This window comes from Fibrisoma montanum, assembly GCF_003583365.1.
GTDB lineage: Bacteria > Bacteroidota > Bacteroidia > Cytophagales > Spirosomataceae > Fibrisoma > Fibrisoma montanum.
On the sequence record NZ_QXED01000002.1, the window covers coordinates 586,415 to 599,195 of the forward strand.

Sequence of the window (12,781 nt, forward strand, 5' to 3'; positions counted from 1 at the left end):
TAGTTTTATTTCTGTCATTTGATAACGGCTCGTCAAAGGTAATAATTCAATCGTGTAGTCAAAATACGGCGCTGTTAATACCTTTGCCCTCAATTCAATTAGTCCATAACTCATCCAGTCAATTCATGGAGTATAGAATCGAGAAAGACACGATGGGCCAGGTGCAGGTGCCGGCCAATGTGTACTGGGGTGCCCAGACCCAGCGTTCCATCGAAAATTTTAAGATTGCCCAGGACATCAATACAATGCCCCGCGAGATCATCCGGGCGTTTGCGTACCTCAAAAAAGCGGCCGCGCTGACTAACCTCGACGCGGGTGTGCTGCCGCAGGACAAAGCCGAGCTGATCGGCCGTGTGTGCGACGAAATTCTGGAAGGTAAGCTCGACGATCAGTTTCCGCTCGTGGTGTGGCAGACCGGATCGGGCACGCAGTCGAACATGAACGTCAACGAGGTGGTGGCGTATCGTGGACACGTACTGCAAGGGGGGCAGCTGACCGACGAGAAAAAGTTTCTGCACCCGAACGACGACGTCAACAAATCGCAGTCGTCGAACGATACGTTCCCGACGGCCATGCACATTGCCGCCTACAAAATTCTGCTGGACGTAACGATTCCAGGCATTACCAAGCTGCGGAATACGCTCGATGCCAAGGCGAAGGCCTTCATGCACGTAGTGAAGATCGGTCGTACGCACTTCATGGATGCCACCCCCCTGACCGTAGGGCAGGAGTTTTCGGGCTACGTATCGCAGCTCGACCACGGTCTGCGGGCCATCAACAACTCGCTGGCGCACCTGTCGGAGCTGGCGCTGGGTGGTACGGCCGTGGGAACGGGTATCAATACGCCCCCGAATTACGCCGAGAACGTAGCCAGACACATTGCCGACCTGACGGGGCTGCCGTTCGTCACGGCCGAGAACAAGTTTGAGGCCCTGGCCGCTCATGATGCCATTGTCGAAGCGCATGGCGCGCTGAAAACCGTAGCAGCCAGTCTGATGAAGATCGGTAACGACATCCGGATGCTGTCGAGCGGTCCGCGGGCGGGCATTGGCGAACTCTTCATTCCCGACAATGAGCCGGGTAGCAGCATCATGCCGGGTAAGGTGAACCCAACCCAATGCGAAGCCATGACAATGGTAGCCGCGCAGGTCATGGGCAACGACGTAGCGATCAACATCGGGGGTATGACCGGCCACTTCGAGCTGAACGTATTCAAACCGGTGATGATCTACAACTTCCTGCACTCGGCCCGGCTCATCGGTGACGTCTGCGTGTCGTTCAACGACAAATGCGCCGAAGGGATACGCCCAATAGAGGAAAACATCACGAAGCACGTTAACAACTCGCTGATGCTCGTAACGGCGCTGAACACCAAGATTGGCTACTACAAAGCCGCCGAAATTGCGCAGACGGCCCATAAAAACGGCTCGACGCTCAAGGAAACGGCCGTTCAGCTCGGCTACGTGACCCCCGAAGAATTCGATCAGTGGGTTGTGCCGGGCGATATGGTGGGTGAGATTAAGTAAGTTGAGACTTATGTTGGCTGATGAGATGTCAGGCCCGGTGCCTGACATCTCATCATTTAGATTTCTCGGGAGGTATCAATGCTTCGTTTACCGCTGTTTGTCGTCGTACTGATAGTAAGTGGATGTTTCAGTAAGACGCAGTTACTGGCTCAGGATACTACGGCCAGCAAGACGACACTACTGTCTATGGACCTGGACAGACGATTGCAGACGTATCGTTCCGTTTACGATTTTAAAAAAGGTGAAGTTATAGCCAGTATCGGCGCTGGTTCAGGTTACAATGAGATTGTTTACTCCCTGATGGCCGATAGCCTGTCGTTCTACCTGCAGGATATCGATGTGGCTGGACTTGATATTCACGTACTGGAATCCAATGTGCAGCAGATCTATCAACGCGCAGGCCGCACCTACTGCAACACTACGTTTCTGACTATCAGAGGAAGCGAAACCAACACAAACCTGCCGGCGCAACTGTTCGACAAAATCATCGCTGAGCACAGTCTGCATGAGTTTACCCGACCTTCGGAGATGCTGCAAAGTATCCGGGCCAACCTAAAGCCCGGCGGTAGTTTTTTCGTTGAGGAACTGATTGCCAAACGACCGAACCGTACACATCCGGTTTGTCACAAAACATTTTTTACCGAGAAAACCCTCCACGCTTTACTTGATGCAAACGGCTTTCGGCTTGTCAATAAAACAGCCATCAGCCAGAAGATGGGCGGGGGAGTGGTATTTCAGTATCAGCTGCGGTAATGCGACCGACACGTTTTATTTAATTGAGCTTTAAGGCATCCTTAAGTTCGCTTTAACATCGGCTTGTCATATTTACTCTACAAAACTACAGTAGAAAAGCAGATGGAACGACCGCATACGATTTCAAGCAACTATTCCTGTTTCGACAGCCTGATGAGCGCTCTGCGTTTCACAAGTTCCCTGCCAGACGACCGGCCAACGGGTGTGTGCATCACCTATGGTCCCGACAAGCGCTACTACGTTGTTGAACCGGGCAATTTTCAGCAGCTCAGCGCCCTCGGTCACGAAGTGATCTCGCTTTTCTGAGGGTAGTGTGAAGTTCTCGAGGAGCCGGAAAAAAAGTTAGTACATCAGTTTGCCTAATCAAATAGCTAAAAAGCCGGGAGATTTTGCTCCTGGCTTTTTGTTTGTTCGGGATTTAAGTAAACTTGAGTGAACAGAGATTAATTCGTTCCTAAAACTCAGCTTCCCAGCCCCTTCTCTAATGAACACGTCATTCCCTGTGCCGTTTCAGGTGCCGTATCCGGTTAGCCCCCGCTTCTCGAAACCCGTTGTTTATTTCTCCATGGAAATCGCCGTCGATCAGGCGCTCAAAACCTATTCGGGTGGCCTGGGCTTTCTGGCGGGATCGCACATGAAAAGCGCTTATGAACTGGGTCAGAACCTGATCGGTGTCAGCGTGTTGTGGAAGTACGGCTACTACGATCAGATCCGAAAGACCGATAACGCCATGGACGTGCAGTTTCGGGAGAAGATTTACTCGTTTCTCGAAAACACCGGCATTGAATTTACGATCGAAGTGTTCCGGAGGCCGGTGCGGGTGCGGGCCTACTATCTGAAACCGGATACGTTTCAGACGGTGCCGTTGTTTTTTCTGACGACCGACATTGACGGCAATGACCAGGCTACCCGATTGATTTCGTACCGGCTCTACGACAATGACGTGCGGCTCAAAATCGCCCAGTGCATGCTGCTCGGGTTGGGGGGCGCAAAACTGGTCGATGCGCTCGGCTTTGCGCCAGACGTATTTCACTTCAACGAAGCCCACGCGTTACCGGCGGCTTTTCATCTGTTTCAGCAGGTCGGCGAGGTGGAGAAGGTCCGCGAAAAACTGGTGTTCACGACCCATACGCCCGAGGAGGCCGGCAACGAAAAACACGATATCAACCTGCTGAACGACATGGGCTTCTTCGGAGCACTGCCGCTGCCGATGGTGCGGGAGATCAGCGGCATCCACGACGATGTGTTCAACCACTCGCTCGTGGCGCTGCGGCTAAGCCGACTGGCCAATGGCGTTTCCAGCCTCCACGGCGAGGTGTCGCGGCAGATGTGGGGTCGTTACGACGGGATTTGCCCCATCATTCACGTGACCAACGCCCAGAACCAGCGGTACTGGACCGATCCGGCCATCGAAGCCGCCCGACTCGCGGGGGATGCCGACGCCATAGCTGAGCGTAAGAAAGAATTGAAAGCTCCCCTGTTTCAGGTAGTGGCTGACCAGGTCGGTAAGCTGTTCGACCCCAACGTACTGACGCTGGTCTGGGCGCGCCGGTTTGCCGCGTACAAACGCCCTGATTTGCTGACCGAAGATGCCGATCGATTCGCACGGCTGCTGAACCAAACGAAGTATCCGATTCAACTGATCTGGGCGGGTAAGCCCTATCCGATGGATGGAGGAGCTACCGAAATCTTTAACCGACTCTATTTCTTGAGTCACCTGTTCCCGAACATGGCCGTACTGACCGGCTACGAACTGGCGCTGTCAAAATTGCTGAAAGATGGAGCCGACGGCTGGCTCAACACGCCCATCGTGACCCGCGAGGCATCGGGCACCAGCGGTATGACGGCCGCCATGAACGGGGCCGTAAACATCTCGACAAACGATGGCTGGATCCGGGAGTTTGCAAAACCCGGCGAAAACAGTTTTCTGGTACCCACAGCCGATCCTGAGCTGCCCTACTACGCCCGCGATGCCCATGACCGCGATCACCTGTTTTCTCTGCTGGAAGACGAAATCTTGCCGATGTACTACGAGCGTCCGGCCGACTGGCAGGCTCTGGTGCTGCGCAGCATGAACGACGTGAACGCCTTTTTTGGGGCCAATCGGATGGCGGAGGAGTATTATGAACAGGTCTACCGGTGAGCCGAGTTAACGCGCCGTAGCTGAACGGAAAAGCATAGCTACTCCATTCATGCAGTAGCGGAGGCCGGTGGGTTCAGGACCATCCTCAAATACGTGGCCCAGGTGCGCGTCGCAAACGGAACAGCGTACCTCGGTCCGATTTCCATCGGGCTCGGTATAGATCGCATTCGGAACGAGAGGTTTATAGAAGCTCGGCCAGCCCGTACCCGATTCAAACTTCGTTTGTGATGCAAATAACGGGTTGCGACAGCCCGCGCAGACATACGTCCCTGCTTGGTGTTCGTGCGTGAGCGGACTGCTGTTAGGCCATTCCGTTCCCCGGTTCCGCATCACGCGGTATTGCGACCAGGTCAGCAGCTTCCGCCATTCCGCATCCGTTTTTTCAACCCGTCGGTTGCCCGGCGACGTAGCGTCGGCCGGTCGGCGGTGGGGTAGACGGGGGAGGGCAAAAAACGTTCCGTAGGCCCACAAGCCTCCCGCCAGCAGTAGGGCAATCAGCAGGAATAAGCGGTTCTGTTTCATAGCTCTACCTACCAAACAGAACCACCGGGCCGTCAGGTTCAACTACCGATCGCTACCTTTCGCAGAATGGAATCAATGACCTGCAAGGTCGACACACCGTCGGCTTCTGCTTCGTAGTTGAGCATGATACGGTGGTTAAATACGTCGGGGGCCACCTCCTTGATGTCCTCCGGCAATACGTAGTCGCGCCGGTCGAAATAAGCGAGGGCTTTGGCGGCCAGGTTCAGGTTGATACTGGCCCGGGGCGATACGCCGAACTGAATGTAGCGGGCTTCGTCGCGGAGGTTATACTCCATCGGTCGGCGCGTCGCGAACACCAGTTCGATGATGTAGCGTTCGAGGGTTTCGGAGATATTGATGCCGTTTATCTCATCCCGGATGGCTACCAGATCCTCTTTGTCGAGCACGGGCCGGACCTCATAGTCGAAGTTCATGTTCGACATCCGGCGCATCACCTCCAGTTCATCTTCCTTGCTTAGGTAATCGACGAACACTTTCATCATGAACCGGTCGACCTGGGCTTCGGGCAGCGGATACGTACCTTCCTGCTCTACGGGGTTCTGCGTAGCGAGCACCAGAAACGGCCGGTCGAGTACAAACGTTTCCTCGCCGATGGTCACCTGTTTTTCCTGCATCGCTTCGAGCAGGGCGGCCTGCACTTTTGCCGGCGACCGGTTTACCTCATCGGCCAGAATCAGATTGGCAAAGATGGGTCCCTGCTTCACCTCAAACTCGGCGGTTTTCTGGTTGAAAATCATGGTGCCGATCAGATCGGCAGGCAGCAGGTCCGGTGTAAACTGGATCCGTTGAAAGTCAAGGTCCAACACCTTCGCCAGCGTATTGATGGTCAGTGTTTTGGCCAAGCCGGGCACCCCTTCCAGCAGGATATGACCGCCGGTGAACAGGCCGATCAGCAGCCGGTTGAGCAGGCGATCCTGCCCCACCACAATCTGGCTCATCTCGTTGAACACCTCGCGGATTTTTGTATGGTATGTAAATGTCGTCGCTTGCATTGGTTGTAGTTTGTAGTTTGCAGTGAGTAGTTTGCCATTGATTAACACCGCCACTACGACACGCCGGTCAATGACGAACCACTCACTACAAATCAATTAAACAGGAACTAAAACGTGGCCCGAATGCTGCGGTCTTTCCCGTGGATGTCTTTGTACACCTGAATCTGCCGGAAGCCGCGTTCCTCAAAAACCTGACGGGTTGCCTCGCCGAAACGTTCGTTGATTTCAACGTAACAGGCCCCGTCTTTCGTCAGGTGACGGGTGCAAAAATCAGCGACGGCTTTGTAGAATACCAGTGGGTCGTTGTCGTCGACAAACAAAGCCAGTCCGGGTTCATAATCCAGTACGTTGCGATCCATAGCGGCCGCTTCCGACCGCGTGACATAGGGCGGGTTACTCACCACGCAGTCAAATTTGCGCAGTTCGGCGTCTGTTACGTTCAGAATGTCCTGTTTTTCGAACGTAACGTCGGCGTTGAGCTGATCGGCATTGCGCCGGGCCATAGCCAGGGCTTCGTCGGATACGTCCCAGCCCATCACATCGGCCTGCGGGATGAACCGGGCCAGCGTGACGGCAATGCAGCCGCTGCCGGTACCGATGTCCAGAATCTTGACGGAATCCGTGCGTTCGGTAAAGTCGTGCATAATCAGCCGGACCAGGTCTTCGGTCTCGGGGCGCGGAATGAGCACATCGGGCGAAACTTCAAACTCCAGCCCGCAGAAAATCGTCGTGCCGATAACGTGCTGAATGGGTTCCTGGCGGTTGAGCCGGTTCACGATCTGCGACCAGTCCGGCTCGGTCCGGTTAGGTGGTAAAGGTTTATCCGTCAGTACGTCGGTCTTGCGCAGGCCGAAGTAATGATCCAGTAACATAAAGGCCATCTCCCGGGCTTCTTCGGGCGGATACCCCTTTATTTGTTGCGTGAGTTGTTGATATAGTGGTTTGGCCGTCGCCATTCGATTCAGTCTGGTAATATTAATTTTGTGTAAAACTAAAGAAGTTTTCGGTTTACGGTTTACCGTGACCGGTTTTGGGCGCTGTGTATTTCCCAAAAAATTGACGACTAAAACCTTACAAAAAGATTCCCCTGCCTATGAATGAACGCTTCATGCTCCGCGCCCTCGAACTGGCTACCTTGGGACGCGGTTCGGTCAGCCCAAATCCAATGGTTGGCTGCGTGATCGAACACGAGGGCCGGATCATCGGCGAGGGCTGGCACCAGCGATACGGCGAAGCCCATGCCGAACGAAATGCAGTCCGATCGCTCAGCCCGGAGGGGGAACTCCTGTTGCCCGACAGCACGCTCTACGTAACGCTGGAGCCCTGTTCACACTTCGGCAAGCAGCCGCCCTGCGCCGATCTGCTGATTGAGAAGCGGGTGAAGCGGGTGATCTGCTGCAACGACGACCCAAATCCGCTGGTGGCCGGGCAGGGGTTTTCGAAGCTTCGGGCGGCTGGTATTGAAGTGGAAACCGGACTGCTGGCCGACCAGGGCCGGTTGCTGAATGCTCGTTTCTTTACGTTCATGGAAAAACAACGGCCGTATATCGTCCTTAAATGGGCCGAAACGGCTGATGGGTTTGTTGCCGGGGCGGGCGGACAACCCGTACAGATCAGCGGGCCGTTGAGTCAGCGGCTCGTTCACCGCTGGCGGGCCGAAGAAGACGCCATCATGGTGGGTACCAACACCGCCCGTACCGACAACCCCCGTTTGAACGTGCGGCTCGTCCCGGGGCGTAACCCGACGCGCATCGTAATTGATAAGCAGCTCGCCCTGTCCGCTGACCTGAATCTGTTTGACAACACCCAGCCGACACTCGGCTACAATTTCATCAAACATGAAACGGTCGGTCAGACGAGCTACATCCAGCTCAGTCCTGACAAACCGTTTCTGCCGCAGCTACTGACCGATCTCTTCGAACGCCGGATTCAGTCTGTACTGGTCGAAGGCGGGACGGCCCTGCTGCAATCGTTCATTAACGCCGGCCTGTGGGATGAGATGCGGGTGTTCAGGAGCCCAATGCTGCTCAATGGTGGCGTTAAGGCGCCGGTCGTAACGGGTAAGCTGGCAAACCGGGAGCAGATTGGTGATGATGAGCTGAGTATTTACCGGCCTTAGCTAAGCTGGCGACTGACTTTGTAGAATAGACGTCATCGTTTGCATATTGGCGTCTTCGTTGAAAGCTGCCTGAATGGGTATTACAAAGCCCAGCAGTACAAAACTACGAATATGGCCCTCGGTAGCCTTCAGGATTAACTCATAAGCTCCGTTTACGAGGTGGTATTGTTCAATAGACTGCTGATCGGGGTCGACAATCCAGTATTCTTCAACACCATGAGCTTGGTAATCATCAAATTTGATGCCCCGGTCGCGTTTGGCTGTGCTGTCTGAGAGAACCTCAACAACAAGGTCGGGAGCCGGAAACAAGGTTTGAGTAGACGTAAAGGATGCGGCTTTTTGATTGCCAAAAAAGCAGATGTCCGGCTCGTAATCATTACGGGTTAGGGCCGTCATGATTTTTTCTATACCAACAAAGCCTAACTTATTTCTTAGAACAAATACATTGACAAGCTGAAATAATAACCCAGTCGCTTCATTATGAAACTTCTTCACTGGCGAGTGCATAACGATTTCACCGTTGATAAACTCAACTTTGTATTCATCGGTGATGTCATTGTAAAAAGCTTCCCGCTTTTTACGTTCTTCGGCCAGCGCAGCTTGGATTTCCTGCATAATCAGATAAGCGTCGGGGTACTCCAGAATTTGTTCAATTATAGGGTGATGCATAGTACGGTGGTAAAAACTCTAATATACAAAACGATTCACTCAGAGTAAAGGTTTGCCTTCAACCCACACGCCCATGGCCGTCAACGTTTGATCCAGCCGGACCAGATTGGCTACGTAGCCGGGCTGAATCCTCCCCAGCGTATCGCCTAAGCTAATGATCTCGGCCGGGATGGCGGTGGCTTTTCGCAGGGCATCGGTCAGCGATAAGCCGACGCGTTCGACACACACCCGTACGCAGTCGAGGAGCGTAATGGCCGAGCCGGCCAGCTTTCCTTCAAAGTTGACGTAGCGACCCGGACCGTTGGGATCGGTTTCGTAATGCACTACGAATTCGCCCAGCGAAAACTCCGGGCGGGGGCCGTCGAGCCCGGGAACGTTGGCGAACAGCGCATCCGAAATCAGGAACAGCCGGTCGCCGAGCAACCGGTGGGCAATGCGGATGGTAGCCGGATCGCAGTGGTACCCGTCGGCGATGAGGCTGACCCGCACCGTCGGGTGGTCAAACACGGCCCCGACAACCCCCGGCTCGCGGCTTTCGTAACCCCGCATGGCATTGTAGAGGTGCGTAGCGAGGGGAATGCCGTTGTTCAGTGCGCTGGTAGCCTGCCGATACGTAGCGTTGGAGTGCCCCAGCGACAGCAGCGTGTTCGGGTGTTTGAGCCGCTGGATAGTGGTAAGTTCTTCGGTTGTCAGCACTTCGGGAGCCAGCGTCAGCATCCGGATCGCGTCGGCATCAGTACTGAACAGGGCTTCGAGTTCCCCTTCAGCGGGCGTTCGCACATAAACGGAACTGTGGGCCCCGCGCTTGATCGGGTTGAAATACGGCCCTTCGATGTGGATACCGGGCACGCCAAACGGGTTTTCCTGACGCACCACCTGCACTGCCGACGTAGCCTGCTGCATAATGTCCAGCGAGGTGGAGTTGATCGTAGGCAGCAGCGTCGTGGTGCCGTTGCGGAGGTGCGTTTCGTAAATGTGCCGGACCGTATCGGGGGTGGGTTGTTCGTTCAGAAACCGGTGCGAACCGCCGTAGAGCTGGAGATCAACCAACCCCGGCACCAGATAATCCCCCTGGAAATCGATGGTGTCCTGCCCGGAAAGCGGGCTGGTCGTAACCTCCTGAATCCGGCCGCTGGCGATCCGGACAAAGGCGTTTGGGATGAATTCGAAACCGGTAAATACGGTAGCGTTGGCAACAATGAGGTCGGAGGAGGTCATAAAAAAGCAACCGGTTGCAGGGCAAAAACCGGTTGCCAAGTTTACGAAACCGCGGCCAGATAACCGCCGGAATTCGATGGAGTGTCGTAGAAACTACTACGTTTCCTGCTTGATCAGTTCGACCGGAGCTGCCAGCCAGGGCCGGGCCGCTTCGCCGAATTCTTGCATGTGCGGCATCTGGTTGTGGGCCTGCAGCCCGGCTTCGTCGGTCCAGATTTCATACATGATGAAGCGCTCGGGGTGTTCGGCGCTCTCGTAGAGTTCGTAAAGGATACACGCGTCTTCTTCGCGTACTTTCGGAATCAGGTTATACAGTCCGTTGCGGAGGTCGGCTTCGGCACCCGGCCGGGCGATGATCACGGCAAAAACGGTTAGGGCCATAAAAATTGTCGGGGTTGTCTGTACAGGGCAAAGTAAGTTGTCGGCCGGTCTCTACTCACGCTGCCAGATAGCCCAGGCTTTTTCGGCCTGAAGTTCCAGCATCCGCAAACCGTTGAGCGCAGCGGCCCCGCGCTCACGACCGTAGTGCATGAAACGGGTTTCGGCGGGATTGTACACCAGGTCGTACAGCAAATGCTGGTCTGTGAGTTGATGATAGGGGATAGCCGGCGCTTCGCTGGCGTGTGGGTACGTACCTACCGGCGAGCAGTTGATGATTAGCTGGTGGCTGGCGATCAGGTCCGGTACGTCGTTATAGGAAATGGTCGTATCGGTTTTAGAGCGGGACACCATCACGAACGGTAGTTGCAGATCCGCCAGGGCGGCCGTAACGGCTTTGGATGCACCGCCCGTGCCCAGTACCAGCGCCTTGAGTCCGCTGGTCATGCGCCCAAGCCCCTGAAGCCAGTCGTCGAGCGACTGCCGGAAACCGTAATAATCCGAATTAAAACCGGTGCGTGTACCATCGGGTTCGAGCCGGATTACGTTCACCGCGCCTACTTTTTCGGCCGAAGCATCCAGGCGGTCAAGGTAGGGCAGCACCGCCTGTTTGTGGGGGATGGTGACGTTCAGGCCGCGCAGACCGGGCATTTGCAGGATGTCTGGCAACGCGGTAATGTCGGGGAGTTCGAACAGATCGTAGCGGCAGTCGGAGATGCCTTCGCGGGCAAATTTTTCGGTGAAGTACCGCTGGGAGAAGGAGTGGGTGAGGGGGTAGCCAATGAGTCCGTAACGCTTCATAGCCGCGAATTACACAGATTTGCGTGGATAAAGAAAACCCCGCCGATCATAAGATGGCGGGGCTGAACAGGCCACTAAGGCGAAACCGTAAGTTATGCTGGCGTCCGGCGCAGCCGTTTTTTCAGCACCTCGACCAGAATCGGCATCACCGACAGGCCAACGATACCGAACACCACCAGCTCAAAGTTTTTCTGAACAAACGGAAAGTTGCCGAAGAAATAACCCACCAGCGTGATGCTCGTTACCCACAGCACCGCGCCCATGATGCAGAATTTAATGTACGTACCGTAGTTCATGCTCCCGGCTCCGGCCACAAAAGGCGCAATGGTCCGTACGATCGGGATAAACCGGGCGATGATCACCGTGCGCCCGCCGTATTTGGCGTAAAACTTTTCGGTTTCGGCGATGTATTCCCGTTTAAAAAACAGGATTCGTTCGCGCATCTTGATCTGATTTCCCAGAAACTTTCCGACCACGTAGTTGACGTTGTCGCCCGATAGAGCCGCGATGATCAGCAGGGGAATGATCACCTCCACCCGCAGTTCATTGGTATCGCGGGCGGCCAGTGCGCCGGCTGCAAACAAGAGCGAATCGCCCGGGAGCAGCGGCATGACAATCAGCCCGGTCTCGGTAAAGACGATCAGGAACAGGATCGCGTAGAGCAAGATCCCGTAGTTATTGGCCCACGCGTCGAGGTACCGATCGAGGTGCAGCAGAAAATCCAGAAGCGATTTTAATAGTTCCATCGTGTTTTGTTGCGAATCATGACGCCTGAAAGGCGCACGCCCGGCAACGATTAGTGTTGACCATTACCATTTAGAAAGTGCATAAACGTATCTCCGCGCAGGCCGAGCCGGATGGTTTCCAGCGGGATCGATTCATGCGGAGCAATGTTGCCCAGGTTCACGTTTGCCCCCAGAAGCTTAACGAACCAAACCTGCTGTTCTTTCTGCGGAGCCTCCCAGATGATGCTTTCGAACGGCACCTGCGTCAGAATTTCCTCTACCAGCCCCTGACGAACTTCGCCACTCGACCGGAACAGACCGACGGTACCTCCTTCGCGGGCTTCGCCGATTACTTTCCAGGCCCCGGCTTCCAGTTCGGCCTTCATGAGCTGAATCCATTTGTAGGGCGGAATGATTTTGGCTTCATCTTTCGAGCCAACCTCCGACAGTACCGTTACCTGCGTAGCCAGTTTCTGAATATAGGCAAGCTTGTCGTCCTGCTTCATATCGATGGAGCCATCCGACACCTCAGCGTATTCGAGATCGTACTTGTCGAGCAGTTTCCGGTAATCGTCGAATTGATTCCGGATGACAAAGGCTTCAAAGAGCGTACCACCAAAGTAGACGGGAACACCGGCTTCCTTGTAGATCTGGATTTTTTCGGCCAGATTCGGGGTCACAAACGACGTAGCCCAGCCCAGTTTAACAATATCAACGTAAGCCGCCGAGGTCGACATGAAGTCTTCAGCTTCCCGAAGGCTCAGGCCCTTGTCCATGGCCATGGTTAATCCGAATTGACGAGGCTTGGCGGTGCGATCGGGTATCTGAGTTAGCGTATAATTCATTCAGTATACGTAGTAGCAAGTTAAAAATCGCCCAAAAGTAGTATAACTGCTGAAAACCTCGCAAGAAAG

The 12,781-nt window shown here is 54.8% G+C and carries 14 protein-coding genes; 5 read left to right on the forward strand and 9 right to left on the reverse strand.

Annotation, left to right across the window (positions count from 1 at the left end; all coding sequences use genetic code 11):
• The first annotated feature begins 125 nt into the window (after positions 1 to 125).
• From fumC to glgP, 4 genes are all read left to right on the forward strand, one after another.
• Positions 126 to 1,526: a class II fumarate hydratase gene (fumC, locus tag DYU11_RS08185; RefSeq protein ID WP_119667160.1), complete on the forward strand. Its 1,401-nt coding sequence runs from the start codon at positions 126 to 128 to the stop codon at positions 1,524 to 1,526.
• Positions 1,527 to 1,712: 186 nt separating this feature from the next.
• On the forward strand, positions 1,713 to 2,279 hold the full coding sequence (locus DYU11_RS08190; RefSeq protein ID WP_158600244.1) for a class I SAM-dependent methyltransferase: 567 nt from the start codon (positions 1,713 to 1,715) through the stop codon (positions 2,277 to 2,279).
• A gap of 153 nt (positions 2,280 to 2,432) precedes the next feature.
• Positions 2,433 to 2,585: a hypothetical protein gene (locus DYU11_RS08195; protein WP_158600245.1), complete on the forward strand. Its 153-nt coding sequence runs from the start codon at positions 2,433 to 2,435 to the stop codon at positions 2,583 to 2,585.
• 178 nt (positions 2,586 to 2,763) lie between these two features.
• Positions 2,764 to 4,422, forward strand: a complete 1,659-nt coding sequence (gene glgP / locus DYU11_RS08200) for an alpha-glucan family phosphorylase (protein ID WP_119667163.1) — start codon at positions 2,764 to 2,766, stop codon at positions 4,420 to 4,422.
• Positions 4,423 to 4,428: 6 nt separating this feature from the next.
• On the opposite strand, the gene msrB is transcribed toward glgP, so the two are convergent.
• From msrB to prmC, 3 genes are all read right to left on the reverse strand, one after another.
• A complete protein-coding gene (gene msrB, locus DYU11_RS08205) occupies positions 4,429 to 4,944 on the reverse strand; it encodes a peptide-methionine (R)-S-oxide reductase MsrB (protein WP_119667164.1) in 516 nt (171 codons plus the stop codon).
• A 38-nt stretch (positions 4,945 to 4,982) separates the two neighbouring features.
• Positions 4,983 to 5,957: an AAA family ATPase gene (locus DYU11_RS08210; protein ID WP_119667165.1), complete on the reverse strand. Its 975-nt coding sequence runs from the start codon at positions 5,955 to 5,957 to the stop codon at positions 4,983 to 4,985.
• Between the two features lie 107 nt (positions 5,958 to 6,064).
• Entirely contained in the window at positions 6,065 to 6,913 is an 849-nt protein-coding gene (prmC, locus tag DYU11_RS08215; protein ID WP_119667166.1) for a peptide chain release factor N(5)-glutamine methyltransferase, read from the reverse strand.
• 137 nt (positions 6,914 to 7,050) lie between these two features.
• Here prmC and ribD point away from each other — a divergent pair, with 137 nt between their 5' ends.
• The gene (ribD, locus tag DYU11_RS08220; RefSeq protein WP_119667167.1) at positions 7,051 to 8,076 is read left to right on the forward strand and encodes a bifunctional diaminohydroxyphosphoribosylaminopyrimidine deaminase/5-amino-6-(5-phosphoribosylamino)uracil reductase RibD; all 1,026 of its coding nucleotides are present in this window, start codon (positions 7,051 to 7,053) and stop codon (positions 8,074 to 8,076) included.
• On the opposite strand, the gene DYU11_RS08225 is transcribed toward ribD, so the two are convergent.
• From DYU11_RS08225 to DYU11_RS08250, 6 genes are all read right to left on the reverse strand, one after another.
• Positions 8,077 to 8,745, reverse strand: a complete 669-nt coding sequence (locus tag DYU11_RS08225; protein WP_119667168.1) for a Uma2 family endonuclease — start codon at positions 8,743 to 8,745, stop codon at positions 8,077 to 8,079.
• A 39-nt stretch (positions 8,746 to 8,784) separates the two neighbouring features.
• The gene (gene nagA, locus DYU11_RS08230) at positions 8,785 to 9,963 is read right to left on the reverse strand and encodes an N-acetylglucosamine-6-phosphate deacetylase (RefSeq protein WP_119667169.1); all 1,179 of its coding nucleotides are present in this window, start codon (positions 9,961 to 9,963) and stop codon (positions 8,785 to 8,787) included.
• A 96-nt stretch (positions 9,964 to 10,059) separates the two neighbouring features.
• Positions 10,060 to 10,344 carry a putative quinol monooxygenase gene (locus DYU11_RS08235; protein WP_119667170.1) on the reverse strand — a complete coding sequence of 95 codons (285 nt, stop codon included), beginning with the start codon at positions 10,342 to 10,344 and terminating at the stop codon, positions 10,060 to 10,062.
• 51 nt (positions 10,345 to 10,395) lie between these two features.
• The gene (locus DYU11_RS08240) at positions 10,396 to 11,142 is read right to left on the reverse strand and encodes a shikimate dehydrogenase family protein (RefSeq protein WP_119667171.1); all 747 of its coding nucleotides are present in this window, start codon (positions 11,140 to 11,142) and stop codon (positions 10,396 to 10,398) included.
• 92 nt (positions 11,143 to 11,234) lie between these two features.
• Complete coding sequence (locus DYU11_RS08245) at positions 11,235 to 11,888, reverse strand: DedA family protein (RefSeq protein WP_119667172.1); 654 nt, start codon at positions 11,886 to 11,888, stop codon at positions 11,235 to 11,237.
• Positions 11,889 to 11,938: 50 nt separating this feature from the next.
• A complete protein-coding gene (locus DYU11_RS08250) occupies positions 11,939 to 12,712 on the reverse strand; it encodes a phosphosulfolactate synthase (protein WP_119667173.1) in 774 nt (257 codons plus the stop codon).
• Positions 12,713 to 12,781 lie beyond the last annotated feature (69 nt).